Source organism: Pedobacter vanadiisoli (assembly GCF_042684385.1).
Lineage (GTDB): Bacteria > Bacteroidota > Bacteroidia > Sphingobacteriales > Sphingobacteriaceae > Pedobacter > Pedobacter vanadiisoli.
Genome location: NZ_JBHULL010000041.1, coordinates 1 through 16977, shown reverse-complemented (window position 1 = coordinate 16977; position 16977 = coordinate 1). Strand labels below are relative to the sequence as shown.

Here is a 16977-nt window from a genome sequence, read left to right as displayed (position 1 = left end):
ATGGCAAAAATATTAGTTACTGGCGGAACAGGATACATAGGTTCGCACACAGCTGTAGAGTTACATAATGCAGGATACGAAGTTGTAATTATTGATAATCTTTCTAACTCGAATATCAAAATTTTAACCCAGCTACATGCCATCACCGGCAAATGGTTCGATTTTCACGAAATTGATCTTCAGGATGAAAAAGCAGTACAGGAATTTGCACATAGCCATACCGACATTGAAGGAATTATCCACTTTGCAGCTTCAAAAGCGGTGGGCGAATCAGTAGAACAACCGTTAAAATACTATAAAAACAATTTTTATGGATTAATTAACCTGCTAACCTCGTTCAACAGGAAAATTAATTTTGTGTTTTCTTCATCATGTACGGTTTACGGGCAGCCTGAAACTTTACCGGTTACTGAAGCCGCACCGGTGCAAAAGGCCGAATCTCCTTATGGCAACACCAAACAGGTTGCCGAAGAAATATTAGCAGAAACTGCTGCGGTAACACCTGATTTAAAGGTAATCGCGCTGCGTTACTTTAACCCGGTTGGTGCCCACGAAACTGCCTTGATTGGCGAATTGCCTAACGGAGTTCCAGCAAACCTGGTTCCTTTTATTACGCAATCGGCCATTGGCAAACGTGGTCCGATTACGGTTTATGGTGATGATTACAATACTCCTGATGGTTCGGCTATCCGCGATTACATCCACGTGGTAGATCTTGCTAAAGCACACGTTGCGGCCATTAAAAAACTGGAAGAAGGAAACCCTAACGGTAATTACGATGTTTTCAATATTGGTACGGGTAAAGGATCGTCAGTTTTAGAAATTATTACGGCTTTCGAAAAAGTAAACGGAGAAAAACTGGATTACAAAATTGGTCCGAGAAGGGCAGGAGATATTGTTCAGATTTATGGCGATGTGCAAAAATCGAATAAAGAACTGGGCTGGAAAGCAAACCTCGATATCAACGAAATGATGCGCTCGGCATGGGAGTGGGAAAAATACATCAAGGCTAACCCTTTTTAGATGAAGTTATCGGAGCACAAAGATTTAAAAACCGCCATTACCGAACTGCCTGTTAAAGAAAAAGACAAGCTGTTGTTGCGTTTGGTGGCTAAAGATAAAGTGCTTACCGAACACCTTCATTATAAATTATTAGAGGATGAAACCGATCTGGAGGACCGTAAAGAAAGGATTAAAACTGATGTTGATAAACAAATTCCTGAACTGAAAAAACTGAATGCCAAAGAGGCATTGGCAAAAGTAAGGAAGATGATTACCTCGGTTAATCATTTTTATAAAGTAACCAAAGATCCTATTGGGGAAGTAGAACTGAAACTGTTTATCCTCAATGCTGTCCCTTTTGATTATAAAAAATCAATTTTTGGTTACCGTGATTTTATGATGCTTTTTGGTATATATTACATCAAAACGGTTGCGGTAACCATCAATAAGTTCAAAAAGCTGCACGAAGACCTGCAGTTCGATTTAAGTGAAGAGCTGAACCATCTGCTCGATAAAATCTATTCCTCTAAATTGGCTGGTGCGGCAGAAGCCGGTAATTTGCCAAAAAAGATCAGTTAAAATTATGACCTACCATTATGTTCGGATTATTTAAAAAGAAAAAAATAGCACCCGAATTTAATTTCTCTGGTATTAAAACCGATATGCACTCGCACATTATCCCGGGGATTGATGATGGTGCACAAAATCTTAAAGATGCACTGTTGCTTGCCAAAAAGTTTAAAGCTTTAGGTTATCAGAAACTGATTGCCACACCACACATTATGGCCGATTATTTCCGCAATACACCAGATACGATCAACCGTGGATTGGATATTTTAAGAAAAGGCCTCGAAGAAAGTGAAATCGATTTGAAAGTTGATGCTGCTGCCGAATATTACCTGGACGAAACTTTAGAGAAAAAAATCAGGCAGAAGGAAGTGCTTACCTTTGGCGAAAATTATCTGCTGTTCGAACTTTCTTATATCAATCCACCCCAAAATCTTCTCGATTTTATTAAAATTATACAGAATGCAGGCTACAAACCTGTTTTGGCTCATCCCGAAAGGTACCCATACTATTATAGTTCTTTCGAAAATTACCACCAGATCAGGGAAACGGGTTGTTTATTACAGCTCAATTCGATTGCTTTAACCGGTTACTACGGTTCAGGAGCAAAAAAAACAGCAGAAGAAATGGCAGAAAACCACCTGGTCGATTTTTTAGGCAGCGACATGCACCATTTAAAACATGCAGCAGCACTTGAAGATAGCCTAAGCACACCTTTAATGCAACAGCTGCTTACACAACACCAGCTTAAGAACGCATTGCTGTAAGGTTTATTGGTTCATTTGGCATTGTTCATTGGTTTTGCATGTTGCCAATTGCTAGTTTCGTCCTCGTGATGTAACCATATTGTTCGGCTTTATGGCTTATAGTTTGACTAGTAACTATTGACTAGTGAACCCCTGACCAATAAACTAATTAACTTCCCTATTCGTACCTTAATGCCTCTACAGGATCCAGTTTCGAAGCTTTTTTGGCTGGGTAATACCCGGAAAGAATGCCTACGAATATACATAGCACGAAGCCACCGATAATAAATAACCAAGGGATCAGGAATGCTCCGCCCATGGCCAGGGAAATGAGGTTACCTAAAACAATCCCAAGAAAAATACCGAATATACCGCCAATTAAGCAGATCACTACTGCCTCGATTAAGAACTGGCGACGGATTACTTTCGGATTTGCACCTATGGCCTTACGGATACCGATTTCGCGTGTACGCTCTGTAACCGATACCAGCATGATGTTCATTAATCCGATTGATGCTCCGATTAAGGTAATGATACCAATGGCAACGCCACCTATAGCCACAAATGCCAGGTTCTCAAATAAGGTCTGTGCAATTGCATCACTTTTGGTGATTTCGAAGTTATTGGTTTCATTTACTTTTACTTTCCGGATATTTCTGAACAGTGCAGTAGATTCTCCAATAATATTTTCCTGCATCTCATTGCTGGGAACCATTACGGTTATGGTATAAGATGGGTTGGCATTGGCATTAATCTGCTTTGCTTTTAACAGCGGCACATATACGGCCCTATCGCCGCTAAAGCCCATACTTGATCCTTTTTTCTCCAATATACCAACAATTTTAAACCGGTTGTTACCTACATTGATCAGTTTATCCAATGGGTCAGAATCTTTGAACAGCTTTTCAACCACTTCGCCACCTACAATACAGACATTGCTGCCCAACCGTATTTCGGAAACACTAAAATTTCTTCCCAGAGAGAGGTTTAAGCCTTGAGAAGCCAAACCATTTTCGTCGATTCCCTGAACGTTGATGTTGGGATTGGTTTTTAAACTACCATATTTTACAGTAGAGCCACCACTGGCAAAAACACTTACCGCAACCGTGGCCGGGGTATTTAGGCTATCTTTAAATTTAATCGCATCTTCATAGCGGATGGCCTTAAAAGGTTTTGGCCTTTTACCATTTCCGATCCTGATTCCCGTACCGCGGTTCCTGATCGTAAACGAATTGGCTCCCATGCTGCTAAAAGCATCCGTCATACTTTTTTTTACCGCATCAAGTGTGGTTAAAATCCCAACCAAAGCCATTAAACCAATGGCAATAATCAAAGCGGTAAGCATGGTACGCAAGCGGTTAGCTTTAATTGATTCTAATGCCAGTTTGATGTTTTCTCTGTAATTCATTTAGTCTTGCGATAAGCGTTTGACGGGCAATGCCTTTAAAAATAAAAAAGTCCCGATGTTTAGACAAGGGGACTGCACTATATGTTACAATAATATTTTATTTATGCCGAGAAACTTGTGCCACAGCCACAGGTGCTGGTTGCATTAGGGTTAATAAAGGTAAAACCACGTGAATTTAAGCCATCCTGCCAATCGATCATCATGCCCATCAGGTACATCTGGTGCGCTTTATTCATGAAAACTTTAATGCCATCGATAACATATTCCTGATCGCCGTCTTTTTTCTGGTCAAAACCTAAAACGTAGTTCATGCCAGCGCAACCACCGCCCTCTACGCCAACGCGTAAACCGTAATCTTCGCCAATCTCCTGCTGATCTCTTAACTTATATAACTCTTTGGCCGCTCCTTCCGAAAAAGTAACCGGTGCAAATGCTGTATCAACTGTTATGCTCATGTTATTTAAATTTTATCTGTTACAAATATAAATAATAATGCACATTTTTGCTTTTAGCGGTCTGTTAATATTACCGTAATTAAACAATACTTATGAATACCCAACAAATCCTGATTGATGTAGTGATCTTATTTGCCGGCATTTTTGCTGCACTAATGGCTGTTTATTATATTTTAAAGAGCGATATTCAACGATTTTTCGATCTTAAAAATATCGAACTGAATAAAGAGAGCAGGGCGCATATTTTACCCTTAAGATTACAGGCACATGAACGCTTAATCATATTTATCGATCGCATTAATCCTGCTAACCTTTTCGTACGGTTACATCAGCAGGGTATCAGTATTGCCGTTTTACAGGCTGGCATCTTAAATGAAGTGCGTTCAGAGTACCAGCATAACATTACCCAGCAATTGTATATAGATAGTGTAACCTGGAATGTGGTGCGTAAATTGAAGGATGATACCATCGCCATGGTCAATAACGCTGTGAAGGGTTTACCCGCAGATGCAAGCGGAATTGAATTGAGTAAAGCAGTTTTACAGCACATGGCAGGCATAGAGGAGAACCCCTACGATTTAACGATTGAGTTAATTAAGAAGGACATTCACAGGCTTTTTTAAGATTAATCGCTTAATTGCCCCAGTTAACCAATTAAGTATGGCTATTATACTATTGACCAATAAACTAATGAGCCACTGAACTAATGAACTAACCAAATGAGCGATAAAAAACATACCACTACATCTGGCATTGAAATAAAGCCTTTATACACCGAGGCAAAACCGATGGATGAGCGTCCGGGCGAATTTCCCTTTACCAGGGGTATCCAAAAGGATATGTACCGTGGCCGCTTATGGACAATGAGGCAGTATGCCGGTTTTTCTACTGCTGAAGAATCCAACAAACGTTATCATTATTTATTGGCGCAGGGAACAACAGGCTTATCGGTTGCGTTTGATCTCCCTACACAGATCGGCTACGATTCGGATCATGAAATGGCCGACGGTGAAGTAGGAAAGGTTGGGGTAGCCATCGATTCGCTAAAAGACATAGAAATCCTGTTTGATGGCATTCAATTGAAGGATATTACCACATCGATGACCATCAATGCTACAGCTTCGATTTTATTGGCCATGTATATTGCACTTGCAAAAAAGCAGGGAGCAGATTTAAAGCAAATTTCGGGTACTATTCAGAACGATATCTTAAAAGAATACGCTGCAAGGGGAACTTATATTTATCCTCCAAAACAATCAATGCGCTTGATCACTGATATTTTTGAGTTCTGTAGTAAAGAAGTGCCCAAGTGGAATACGATTTCCATTTCTGGTTACCATATCCGCGAGGCCGGATCAACAGCAGTACAGGAGCTCGCTTTTACATTGGCCAATGGAAAAACGTACCTGAAAGCCGCACTGGATAAAGGTTTAGATATTAATATATTTGCAAAACGATTATCGTTTTTCTTTAACTGTCACAATAATTTCTTTGAAGAAATCGCCAAATTTAGGGCAGCAAGGCGGATGTGGGCAAAAATCACCAAAGATTTAGGGGCTACAGATGAAAAGGCCCAGATGTTGAGGTTCCATACCCAAACCGGAGGTTCTACTTTAACCGCACAACAGCCTTTAAATAATGTGATCCGGGTCAGTAATCAGGCCATGGCAGCTATTTTGGGCGGTACACAATCACTCCATACCAATGGCTACGATGAGGCGCTTTCCTTGCCTACCGAATCGGCAGCTAAGATCGCTTTGCGTACCCAGCAGATTATTGCCTTCGAAAGCGGGGTAACCGATACGGTAGATCCATTGGCAGGATCATTCTTTGTAGAGAGTCTTACAGATGAAGTTGAAGCAGCTGCATGGGCATATATAGATCGGATAGATGCCATGGGAGGTTCGGTGAATGCGATAGAAAGTGATTATATGCAGAACGAAATTGCCAGTGCATCTTATCAATATCAAAAAGAGATTGAAAGCGGCGAGCGGATATCAGTTGGCGTAAATAAATTTACCCAGGAAGAAGAAGGTTTGGCCGAGGTCTTCAATATAGATGATTCGATCCGTAAACTTCAATCTGACAAGCTAGAGCATTTGAGATCAAGCCGTAATCAGGTTGAAGTGGAAAAAGCATTGCAACAACTGAGCGAAGCTGCCAAAGGTGAAGCCAACCTGATGCATTTTATTATTGATGCCGTTGAAAAGTATGCTACCCTTGGCGAAATTGCAGACGTGTTCAGGGCTTGCTTTGGAACATACTAAGTTTTCGTTTTTTTACATTTCCCGTTTAAAATAAGCTTAAACCATTTTATGAGGAAGCTACATGAAACAAAAAGATAAGCTGTTCAATTAAATTATTTAAAAGGGGTTTAACTGTCGTTAAATTAATACAGGAAAAGAACCAGTATGATTTGATTTAGATGGTTTATTGACGATGTTGGTGCTATGATATTTATTTGTATATTGTTATTGCTTTGATTTCCAGTTGATTCTAATATTTGCGCTACTAAAACGGTTAATTACCATCTAGAATGGCTTAAAATTTGCTTTTTATCGGCGATTTGAAATTAATCTGGAACAATCAGGTTAAATAATTGTAAGTGTGGATAACCAGTGTTAATAAATAGTTATCAACATAAAAAATTGAGGTTAAGCGGTCTACTATATTCCTTATCAGCACGTTACAATTTATTTGAAATTTTTGTTTAAAATGTTGATAATTTTATCAATATTCGTAGTCCCGATACGGACCATCCGTTTAATTCGAATCGGCACTGTAAACCAATAAATTATAGAAATCGCAATGGAAAAAACTTGTACAGAAGTGTGGAAGAACTGTCTTCAAATTATTAAGGATAACATTCCGAATCAAAGTTTCAAAACTTGGTTCGAGCCAATAACGGCTCTTAAATTGGAAGGCAAGGTTCTAACCATACAGGTGCCAAGTTTGTTCTTTTACGAATGGCTTGAAGAACACTATGTAGGCTTGCTACGCAAGACTGTAAAAAAACAACTTGGAGAGGATGGCAGGTTGGAATATAACATCGTTGTAGATAAATCATCAAACAGCGGTAATCCTTATACTACCAATATGCCCTCAAATGGAAATGGAGCGGAGGCAAAGGTACAATCGATGCCAATTCCGGTTTCCATCAATAAGGATATCAAAAACCCTTTTATTATCCCCGGATTAAAAAAATTAAATGTTGATCCGCAATTAAACGCAAACTATACTTTCGAAAATTACATCGAGGGCGATTGCAACCGCCTGGCACGTTCTGCAGGTTATGCCGTTGCGGCTAAACCAGGAGGCACGTCTTTTAACCCATTAATGATTTACGGTGGCGTAGGCCTGGGTAAAACCCACCTGGCACAGGCAATCGGTAATGAGATTAAACGCAGTATGCCGGATAAATTGGTGATCTATGTAAGCTGTGAGAAATTCTGTCAGCAGTTTGTAGACTCCTTAAAAAACAACACCATTAACGATTTTGTTAATTTTTATCAGGCAATGGATGTTATCATCATGGATGATGTGCACAACTTTGCCGGTAAAGAGAAAACACAGGATATTTTCTTCCATATTTTTAACCACTTGCACCAATCGGGCAAACAGGTGATCCTAACATCTGATAAGGCACCGAAAGATTTAGCCGGATTGGAAGAACGTTTGTTGAGCCGTTTTAAATGGGGCTTGTCTGCTGATCTGCAAATTCCTGACCTGGAAACGCGTATCGCTATCTTAAGAAAGAAAATGTATGCTGATGGTATTGAGTTACCGGGCGAGGTGGTAGAATATGTGGCACACAACATTGATAACAATGTACGTGAATTAGAAGGGGCAATGGTATCTCTTTTGGCACAGGCTACTTTGAATAAGAAAGAAATTGATTTAGCCCTCGCTAAGCAGATGTTGAAGAACTTCATCAAAAATACCTCAAAAGAAATTTCAATGGAATACATCCAGAAATTGGTTTGCGAGTATTTCGAGGTTCCGGTTGATATGGTGAAATCGCAAACACGTAAACGCGAAATTGTTCAGGCACGTCAGATTTCCATGTACTTATCTAAAAGCCATACCAAATCATCATTGAAAACAATTGGTGCTTTCTTTGGTGGCCGCGATCATAGTACCGTAATTTATGCTTGCCAAACGGTAGAAGATTTAATCGATACCGATAAAAAGTTTAAAGCTTACGTACACGATATCCAGAAGAAATTAAAAATGAGCTAAACCAAGTTCAGCTAAAAGAAAGCAGGAGCGTTAAGTTAAAATATTTAGCTCATGTTCAAAAAATCATGAAATGCAATAAAGGCCTGATATTATATCGGGCCTTTATTTTTTTATCTGATTTCCTAACCATTAAAGCTTTTCTATCTCGGCTAGGCCGTACCATAAAGCCGCAACGTGCAGGGCCTGTGCTATTTTATTATTTCTGATCAGTTGTCTTACTTCTTCAACGGTATACTCTTCCACGTTTAAAATTTCATGTTCGTCCAGATGCTGTTCGTGGGTTTTAACCCCGCCCGTTAAAAAATAGGTAAATGTCCTGTTGTTTGATGTTGCAGGATTGGGATAAAGCTCAGCTATAAATTTGCAGGTTTCAAAACTGTAGCCCGTTTCTTCTAAAAGCTCCCGTTTAACTGCGAACTCAGGCGATTCATCTCCATCTATTACCCCACCAGGAACTTCGAGTGAAACAATATCAGCCGCGTGGCGGTACTGGCGCACCATAATAATTTTTCCTTCGGCCGTTAATGCAATGGCATTTACCCAGTTTGGGTATTCCAGAACATAATAATCATCTTTTATAATTCCATCCGGAAGTTTAACCTCATCTACCCTCAAGGTAGCCCATTTTTCCCTAACTAAATATTTAGAGGCAAGTTTCTGCCACTTTTCTATAATCATTTATTTATGTTGTTTATTTTGTTTAGCGCCATGTGCCTGATGCTGCTTAGCGCAGGTATTGTTGTATCGTTTGCTGGCGGTGCAGGTTTACCAAATGTACAATCTTATGTCGATCTGACAAGTATTGATAAACCAAATTAAGCTTCGGGGCAATCAGCAGGTTTCTCTCTGCACTGATTCCTAATTCGTAATACAAAAATTCGCTTAAAGAATCGAGCTTTTCGGGCAGAAGATTATTTTCATTCAGCCAGTTTTCAAAAAATGTGAGGTCTCTGTTCTCGAGAATTTCTTTGGGTAGCTGAAAACCAGTTTCTATTGTTTCATCAAAAAGCTGACCGGCTTCTGCCAACTTGCCTTCTAATTTAAGCCCCATAATGCGCGCCAAAACCTGTGCTAGTTTCTGTATTTCTGCTGTGATTAAATCTCTTCTGTACATTTTGTTGTCATGTTTTAGTCCGAAGTCTGGTGCCAGAGGTCCGAAGATAGGAATTGATTAACTGTGAGCCAATAATCAGTTTTCAATTTACCAGTTAACCGAATAACCAGTAAACAAATGGCTAATGAACCAGCTTACCAGCTTCCGCTTGAACCTCCACCGCCAAAACTTCCACCTCCAAAACCACCAAAGCCTCCACCTCCGGATGAACCGCCGCCCCATCCGCTGTCACGGCCTCCGCCGCCGCTGCCAAAAAGCATTGCCCAGAACAAAGCGTTAGAAGCGCCGCGGCCTCCAATCACCTGGCTGCCTCCACCACCGCCTTTTCTCATAATAATGATGATAACAATTACAATAATGATGATAATGATAATGCTTCCGGAGCCTCCCTTACTTTTAGATACCTTTGGATTATCATTCTTATATTCACCGCGTACGTATTTTATAATTGATGTTGTTGCCTCATCCAGACCGGCATAATAGTTACTGGCTCTAAAATTGGGTTTAATATCATCATCGATAATCCGTTTGGCATAAATATCAGGTAAAGCACCCTCTAAGCCGTAGCCGGTTTGTATCGAAATTTTTCGGTCGCCCACAGCAACAACGATCATAATACCATTGTTTTTGCCCTTTTGGCCAACACCCCATTTTCTACCTAGTTCTACCGCATATTCATTAATGTCATAATCGCCAACCGATTTTAATATAGCAATGGCAATCTGTGTTGAAGACGAATCGTTAAAAGCGACCAGTTTGCTTTCGAGTGCCTGTTTTTGATCGGCTGATAACACATTCGCATAATCATTAACCAGCGTATTGGGTCTTTCCGGGAAATCTTGTGAAAACGCAAAACTGAAAAACAGGCTCAGCAGCGATAAAAGGAATATTTTCTTCATCGCTTATTAATTTTCTAAATTATCCATAAAAACAATATCATTCGGCAGCTCATTAATGTCGCCTTTTTGTGGAGGAAAGAATAAAGCCAGCTTTTCTCCCGCCAGAGCAATGCCGGCAATAATGCCTTCGGCTAAATTTCCTTTGGCAAAATGAGCAGTCATCGCAATTTTAGTTGTTTCCCAGAAATTTTCTGGTACTACCTTATCAATACCCACATCGCCTATAATGGCAAATTTATGGTCGGCATGAGCAAGGTAAATCAGTACCCCGTTTCTCCGGGCGGTTTTATCCATACCCAGCTTGCTGAAATATTCGATGGCCTTTTCGTACGGATCTCCCGCACAAAGCTTGTCAACCGCAATCCTGATTTCGCCAGAAGTGGCTTTCTCAGCATCAGCTATCGCGCTTGCTATTTTTTCTTGTTCTATATCTGAAAATAATGGCATGAGCTTATTTGTATAAGAATTAAAAAGGGTAACAAACGTTTAATTATAAACATCCATTACCCTTCAATATTATCGTTAGATTTTTAAAACTCTACTTTAGGTGCATTTTTTGCGGTAGCATCAGCCTCAAAATATCCTTTTGGTTTAAAACCGAACATTCCGGCTGTTAAATTGGTAGGGAACGACCTGATTTTACCGTTATACTCCTGCACAGCATCATTAAAATCTTTACGAGCAACTGTAATTCTGTTTTCAGTACTTTCCAACTGAGCCGATAAATCACTAAACTGTTGTGTTGCCCTTAATTCAGGATAATTCTCGGTAATGGATAATAATTTACCTAATGCCTGACTTAATTCTCCCTGTGCAGCCTGGAATTTTTTAATGTTTTCTGGTGATAAATCATCCGTACTAACCGTCATCTGCGTAGCTTTAGCGCGTGCTTCAGTTACGGCAGTAAGTGTACCCTGTTCAAATTTAGCTGCTCCTTTTACGGTTGCTACCAGGTTAGGGATTAAATCTGCTCTTCTCTGATACTGGGTTTGTACAGTTCCCCATTTCGATTTAACGTTCTCATCAAGTTTTACCATGCTGTTATAACCGCACGAACTTAAAGTACTTACTACAATTACTGCAGCCAGAATTCCAAATATTAATCTTTTCATTTTTATGGTTTTTGTCTTTTTAAGCAAATTGAATTATGGTTCAATTTACGAATTAGATATCAAATTGCATGCCTTTGTTACAGTTTCGGTTTTTACCTGACAGGTTGACAAGCTACTCATTGATTTCGATAAGATAAAATCGGGACATTTTGATTGAGTAATTGAATAATAAACCTGTGTATATCTGGTATGGTTCGTTTGTTTTGGAGCACTTAGCTTTTAGCTTTTTTAATGTTCGTCCTGCTCTCCGCTTTATCGCGATAGAGAAAACAGGATGCTCGCTCCGACCGTGACTAAAAACTTTAAGCTATAACAAGGAAAACCTGTATAGTAGCAACAAGGTCGCCACCTAAACCGGATGTAACAGATGCCCCAGATTTTTCATCGGGGCTGGAGATAGAGCGGGAAGAAAGTCGCCCATAGAATACTGCAATTGCTTTGCAAATCAATAAATGCTTTCTGGATGCCATAATATCTTTTCGAACCTCCATTGCACTAAATTGTATTAATTATTATTTATAGTTGCCTATCTTTGTACCGTTCGGGATAAAAACCTGACCAGGTATGCAAAAAAACGTCGAAATTACTTTGCTCCCAGAACAGGTTGAGCAAACTGAAGTTATTAAACAAAAACTTGCTGAAGGGCTAAAACTTTCGGAAACAAGGATTAAAGGCTACGAAATTCTGAAAAGATCGATCGATGCCCGTTCCAGAAAGGTGATTTTCCGTTTACAGGTAAAAGTTTTTGTGGATGAGGAAGCCGTTCCTGAAATTTACACCATCAACTATCCAAATGTGACTGGGGCCAAACCGGTAATTATTATCGGCGCTGGTCCAGCGGGTTTGTTTGCGGCTTTACAATGCATTGAAAATGGATTAAAGCCCATTATTATCGAACGGGGTAAAGATGTTAAACAACGCCGCAGAGATCTGGCCGCAATAAATAAGCAAGGTTTGGTTAATACCGAATCTAACTATTGTTATGGCGAAGGTGGTGCCGGTACCTATTCTGATGGTAAACTCTATACCCGCTCTAACAAGCGGGGCGATATTAACAAAGTGTTGCAGGTTTTTGTAAACCATGGCGCAGAGCCCGATATCGCGATTGATGCCCGCCCGCATATTGGTACCAATAAACTTCCCCACATCATTACTGCTATAAAAGATACCATTTTGAATGCGGGTGGCGAGGTGATGTTTGATAGCAGGATGACCGATATTTTAATCGAATTTGGAAAGGTAAAAGGCATAGAGATTAATTTTGAAGAAAAACTCCTGGCTGATGATATTATCCTGGCAACAGGACATTCTGCAAGAGATGTGTACGAATTGTTGAACAGTAAAAACATCCTGATTGAAGCAAAACCTTTCGCCCTGGGGGTCAGGATCGAACATCCGCAAGAAATTATTGATGCTGCACAGTACCATTGCGACATCCGTTCAGAATTTTTGCCTCCTGCCTATTACAGTTTGGTTGAGCAGGTAGGGGCAAGGGGGGTATTTTCTTTCTGCATGTGTCCGGGCGGAATTATTGCACCTTGTTCTACGGGTGAAAAAGAAATCGTGGTTAATGGTTGGTCGCCATCTAAACGGAACAATCCCTTCGCAAATTCAGGGACCGTTGTTCAGGTAACTTTAAATGATGTTCTAGGTTATGATCCACTAAGGATGCTGAATTTTCAATCTGAAATAGAGAAAGCTGCTTTTGAAGCGGGGGGTGGAAATCTGGTTGCTCCAGCACAGCGTATGGTCGATTTTGTGAACAACAAATTGTCGCTCGATCTGCCAAAAAATTCTTATTTGCCAGGCACCAAAAGTTCGATGCTTGATAATATCCTGCCTGAATTTGTGTCTGGTAGTTTGCGTGCAGCATTACCTTTGTTTGGAAAAAAAATTAGGGGTTATTATACCAATGAAGCTATTTTAGTGGGTGTTGAGAGCAGAACTTCTTCTCCGGTAAGGATTCCGAGGGATAAAGAAACCTACCAGCATCCACAGGTAAAAGGTTTATATCCATGTGCTGAAGGGGCAGGTTATGCAGGCGGAATTGTGTCGGCAGCGATTGATGGAATCAACTGTGCAAATGCAATATTGAGCAGGTCTTAACAAACTTTATAGTATACCAATTGTTGTTTTGATATGTTTAATATTACGAACGAAATAAAAAAAGCTTTTAATGGTGATGCTTGGCATGGCAATCATGTTATGCAGATACTGAATAATGTGAATCCTGAAAGTGCATTCAGCCATTTTGTGCCAGGCGCACATTCCATTGCCGAAATAGCCTTGCATTTAACGGCCTGGACAGAAGAAGTTACTTCGAGATTAACCGGTAAGCCAGCTGCTGAGCCTGAGAGGGGAGATTGGCCTGAACCTGAAGCGAGGACACCGCAGGCCTGGGAGCGTATCATCTTCGATTTTAAGATTGCGAACGAAGAACTGATCCGCCTTTGCGAAAGCCTGAAAAACAACCAGTGGAATGATGAAGTAAAGAGCGAGCGTAATCCAGCTTTAGGCACAGGGGTAACCAATATTGAACTGGTGAGCGGTTTAGCGCAGCATCATGCCTATCACTCAGGTCAGATTGCATTATTGTCAAAATATTAATTCATGTAGTCTCTCCATCTGTGTAATCAATTTAAAATGAAAAAGACATTAATTATTGGCGCTTCGCCAGATCCTTCAAGATATGCTTATAAAGCGGCCAATATGCTCAGGCGTTTTAATCATGAAATTGTTAACGTGGGGATAAAAAAGGGAGAGGTTGCAGGCGTTGAAATTGAAAAGCCCGGAGAAATCCATCATGATATCGATACCATCACCCTGTATATAGGCCCTGATCTGCAGGCACAATACCACGATTATATTTTAGCTACAAAGCCAAAAAGAGTGATTTTCAATCCCGGAACTGAAAATTACGAGCTGGAGAAATTATTAGATCAGCATGATATAGAGCCTGTTGAGGCCTGTACTTTAGTGTTATTGAGCACCGGGCAGTACTAAAACCGGTACACTACGCCCCAGTTTACGTAATCGGCTTGTGCAAAGTGCATATAGGTTTTTGCCTGTAAGCCCAGGTGAGGGGTAACGTTAAAGGTTGGACCAAATGTCCAGTACCAGGTTGCTTTCTCCATCAGCCTGTTGTAATGGATGTATTTTCCAATCTGAGCTGCAACAGTTATCCGCCATAAATTGATATCGGCACCAATGCTTATTCCTGTACGCCATCTGTCATAAGAAGTGCCGTAGTTCTGATAGGTTTCGCCATAGCGATCAGGATCAAAAACGCTGTAATAGTAAACGGCATCGGCTCCCGCTTTTAACGACATGATATCGTTTAAGTAAAAATTATAGCCTGCGTACAGCCCACTTTTATAAAGACTTTTGGTGTTATCGCCAAATACCCCCCTGGCGCCCAAACCTGCGCTAAGCTCAATGGAGTTGCGTTGTAAAGTAGTATATGTGCTTTTTCTCTCGGCAGTAAGTTCTTTTGGATTGCCAAGTTTTAGTCCTATATATACATTTCCGGTATTTAAGCCACCATTAGGTACTGTTGCACCACCGTTTGATACATGCAGGAAGCCGAAACCGGCCATTAAATCCGTATACTTACTTAGTGGCAGCTCCACACCCAGGTCGGCCTTTATTGTTTCATTAATCGGGCTGCCCAGAAAACGGTTTTTGGTATTATTGAAGTAGTATTTATTGGTGTAACCCAAGCCCACACCCGGTGTAAAGTTAAACTTAGCCTTTCCAATTTTAAAAAGCTGGAAATCTAGCTGCAATACGGCGCCATAAATCTGGCCAAAGGCATGGGCAGAAGTATCTTTATTGCCCTTCAGTTTACTCAGGTCTCTGAAAACAAAGCCAATTCCATATGATTTTGCCCCGCTAAAGCCAATCCATTTATCGCTATTCTGGCTAATATCTTTAAAATAGGCGGCATCAAATCCTGTAATCTGATCCTGGAACAAATGTCCCTGATCGTTATTGATGTGTGTGCCGAATACCGGTTTAAAAACAATCGAATGATTTTCCGGCACAATTTGCGCTTTAGTAAAAGACAAACCAGTAAAAAGTAAGGCAAAAGAGAGTAACTGTTTTTTCATATTAACTTTTACTAAAACGGTAAGCGAGGCTGTAGTAGGCATATCGGTATCCCGTTGCACTGTTTTTAACTTCATTTGAAGTAAAGGTGGCTGTATAATTGGCTGTCCACCTTGCAATGGCAAAAGTTAAACCTACCTGTGTGGTAAAAACAAATGGTTTTGGTTTAAAAGTGATCGGCCCCTTGTCACTTCTAAATAAACCACCCTGCAAGCTCGAATCAAATGCAACAGCATGTAATTGTGGACTAACTGAAAGGAAAAGTTCGTATTTACGCGGAACTTTATAGCTATTGTTGTTGCTCACCAAACTGTTGAAAGCAGCAGAGCCTTCCATGTCATTAAATCTTCCCAAACGGAACATGGCACCAAGATTAGCCTTTGTAATCACATTGCCAAGTGCAGCCGAAGCTGTTCCTGTAACATCGAATACCTTATTGTTGGTGCTTACTAAAAGTTTGTTGTATTCAGCACCGAGGCTCAGTGTCGGCTCGCTGTTTAAGCCATATTCCCATCCTTCAATCTGGTTTTGGCCAACCAGTTTATGAAAGGCCTTCTGAAATTTTTCTCCAAGAGCATCTTTTCCGGTAACCCCAAGCTGGGCAGAAACCTTTAACAGTTGTTTGTTGTCGTAAAAGCGGCTATAGTTTGCCTCTCCATATAGATATGCTGTAAAAGGCCTGTCGTGCAAAGCCGGATTAGGTACAAAACTATAATAAGGGTTGTATATTTTTTGACCAAGCTCAAAGCCGATAATCTCTTTACTTCTTCCTGCTTTAAGCTTTTCTCCATTTAAAGCATGCCTGAATTTAATAAAAGCTCCATTAGTATAATAGCGGTCGCTGGTAATGTCGATATAAGCATCGTTTTCAGAGATAATAACAAGCTCGTTTTTAAAATTTTGAGCATAGCCAATTTCAGCTATGCCAATAAATAGTAGGATAGCGTATAATCTGAGCATCAATTTCATTTATAGGGCATTTTAAAGCTATAAAAGTATTAATTATTGTTCGAAATCTCGATACCATTATGCATGGTTAGGATTTGTTTATTCCTTTAGGATATATTTAATGTTATTGTTTTTTCATTAAAGCGGTTTTAGTGCTACTATCTAATTGATTTCCGCTTTCCATTTCAATCGCTTGCCCGTACAGGGGTGGGTTTGTCTGAGGAAACCTGATAGGTTTGAACAGCTAAAAAGTTTGCTTAAACAGCGGGGAGTTCCAATTGTTTTGCATGGATTAATATTATTTCCTGCTGTAAACCATAGGTTTACCGAATTCTGTTCAATATTTTGATTCAAAGTCTTTGCAGGGGTGATAATTTTTT

General features: G+C 40.1%; 18 protein-coding genes. 9 read left to right on the top strand and 9 right to left on the bottom strand.

Annotated elements, in window-relative coordinates:
* Genes galE through ACFSR6_RS19425 form a run of 3 tightly spaced genes read left to right on the top strand, consistent with a single transcriptional unit; the run spans nucleotide 1 to nucleotide 2336 of the window.
* Nucleotides 1-1023: a UDP-glucose 4-epimerase GalE gene (galE, locus tag ACFSR6_RS19435; protein WP_379081978.1), complete on the top strand. Its 1023-nt coding sequence runs from the start codon at nucleotides 1-3 to the stop codon at nucleotides 1021-1023.
* The gene (locus tag ACFSR6_RS19430; protein ID WP_379081977.1) at nucleotides 1024-1581 is read left to right on the top strand and encodes a hypothetical protein; all 558 of its coding nucleotides are present in this window, start codon (nucleotides 1024-1026) and stop codon (nucleotides 1579-1581) included.
* A gap of 17 nt (nucleotides 1582-1598) precedes the next feature.
* Nucleotides 1599-2336, top strand: coding sequence for a tyrosine-protein phosphatase (locus tag ACFSR6_RS19425; protein WP_379081974.1), 738 nt, complete (start codon nucleotides 1599-1601; stop codon nucleotides 2334-2336).
* Nucleotides 2337-2493: 157 nt separating this feature from the next.
* Here the strand turns inward: ACFSR6_RS19425 and ACFSR6_RS19420 are convergent, their stop codons facing one another.
* A complete protein-coding gene (locus tag ACFSR6_RS19420; protein WP_379081973.1) occupies nucleotides 2494-3723 on the bottom strand; it encodes an ABC transporter permease in 1230 nt (409 codons plus the stop codon).
* A 101-nt stretch (nucleotides 3724-3824) separates the two neighbouring features.
* Complete coding sequence (locus ACFSR6_RS19415) at nucleotides 3825-4178, bottom strand: HesB/IscA family protein (RefSeq protein WP_379081970.1); 354 nt, start codon at nucleotides 4176-4178, stop codon at nucleotides 3825-3827.
* Between the two features lie 92 nt (nucleotides 4179-4270).
* Between ACFSR6_RS19415 and ACFSR6_RS19410 the strand changes: the two genes are divergently transcribed.
* From ACFSR6_RS19410 to dnaA, 3 genes are all read left to right on the top strand, one after another.
* Complete coding sequence (locus ACFSR6_RS19410) at nucleotides 4271-4801, top strand: DUF7935 family protein (RefSeq protein ID WP_379081968.1); 531 nt, start codon at nucleotides 4271-4273, stop codon at nucleotides 4799-4801.
* A gap of 96 nt (nucleotides 4802-4897) precedes the next feature.
* Nucleotides 4898-6445: an acyl-CoA mutase large subunit family protein gene (locus ACFSR6_RS19405; RefSeq protein WP_379081966.1), complete on the top strand. Its 1548-nt coding sequence runs from the start codon at nucleotides 4898-4900 to the stop codon at nucleotides 6443-6445.
* A gap of 541 nt (nucleotides 6446-6986) precedes the next feature.
* Nucleotides 6987-8417: a chromosomal replication initiator protein DnaA gene (gene dnaA, locus ACFSR6_RS19400; RefSeq protein WP_010601383.1), complete on the top strand. Its 1431-nt coding sequence runs from the start codon at nucleotides 6987-6989 to the stop codon at nucleotides 8415-8417.
* Between the two features lie 129 nt (nucleotides 8418-8546).
* Here the strand turns inward: dnaA and ACFSR6_RS19395 are convergent, their stop codons facing one another.
* The 5 genes from ACFSR6_RS19395 to ACFSR6_RS19375 form a co-directional block, all read right to left on the bottom strand.
* Nucleotides 8547-9095, bottom strand: coding sequence for an NUDIX hydrolase (locus ACFSR6_RS19395; protein ID WP_379081964.1), 549 nt, complete (start codon nucleotides 9093-9095; stop codon nucleotides 8547-8549).
* Between the two features lie 46 nt (nucleotides 9096-9141).
* Nucleotides 9142-9531 carry a hypothetical protein gene (locus ACFSR6_RS19390; protein ID WP_379081961.1) on the bottom strand — a complete coding sequence of 130 codons (390 nt, stop codon included), beginning with the start codon at nucleotides 9529-9531 and terminating at the stop codon, nucleotides 9142-9144.
* Between the two features lie 134 nt (nucleotides 9532-9665).
* Nucleotides 9666-10430, bottom strand: coding sequence for a TPM domain-containing protein (locus ACFSR6_RS19385; RefSeq protein ID WP_379081959.1), 765 nt, complete (start codon nucleotides 10428-10430; stop codon nucleotides 9666-9668).
* Between the two features lie 6 nt (nucleotides 10431-10436).
* Nucleotides 10437-10877, bottom strand: coding sequence for a TPM domain-containing protein (locus ACFSR6_RS19380; protein ID WP_379081957.1), 441 nt, complete (start codon nucleotides 10875-10877; stop codon nucleotides 10437-10439).
* 83 nt (nucleotides 10878-10960) lie between these two features.
* Nucleotides 10961-11542: a LemA family protein gene (locus ACFSR6_RS19375; RefSeq protein ID WP_379081954.1), complete on the bottom strand. Its 582-nt coding sequence runs from the start codon at nucleotides 11540-11542 to the stop codon at nucleotides 10961-10963.
* 564 nt (nucleotides 11543-12106) lie between these two features.
* On the opposite strand from ACFSR6_RS19375, the gene ACFSR6_RS19370 reads away from it, so the two are divergent.
* The 3 genes from ACFSR6_RS19370 to ACFSR6_RS19360 are packed head-to-tail and all read left to right on the top strand — an operon-like array spanning nucleotide 12107 to nucleotide 14545.
* Nucleotides 12107-13648, top strand: a complete 1542-nt coding sequence (locus ACFSR6_RS19370) for an NAD(P)/FAD-dependent oxidoreductase (RefSeq protein ID WP_379081952.1) — start codon at nucleotides 12107-12109, stop codon at nucleotides 13646-13648.
* Between the two features lie 33 nt (nucleotides 13649-13681).
* Nucleotides 13682-14149: a DinB family protein gene (locus ACFSR6_RS19365; RefSeq protein ID WP_379081950.1), complete on the top strand. Its 468-nt coding sequence runs from the start codon at nucleotides 13682-13684 to the stop codon at nucleotides 14147-14149.
* A 36-nt stretch (nucleotides 14150-14185) separates the two neighbouring features.
* A complete protein-coding gene (locus tag ACFSR6_RS19360) occupies nucleotides 14186-14545 on the top strand; it encodes a CoA-binding protein (RefSeq protein ID WP_379081947.1) in 360 nt (119 codons plus the stop codon).
* On the opposite strand, the gene ACFSR6_RS19355 is transcribed toward ACFSR6_RS19360, so the two are convergent.
* Nucleotides 14542-15726 (bottom strand): acyloxyacyl hydrolase, encoded by a 1185-nt coding sequence (locus tag ACFSR6_RS19355; RefSeq protein ID WP_379081945.1) that lies wholly within the window; start codon nucleotides 15724-15726, stop codon nucleotides 14542-14544. The genes ACFSR6_RS19360 and ACFSR6_RS19355 overlap by 4 nt on opposite strands.
* Complete coding sequence (locus ACFSR6_RS19350) at nucleotides 15653-16609, bottom strand: lipid A deacylase LpxR family protein (RefSeq protein ID WP_379081942.1); 957 nt, start codon at nucleotides 16607-16609, stop codon at nucleotides 15653-15655. Before ACFSR6_RS19350 ends, ACFSR6_RS19355 begins: the two co-directional genes overlap by 74 nt.
* Nucleotides 16610-16977 lie beyond the last annotated feature (368 nt).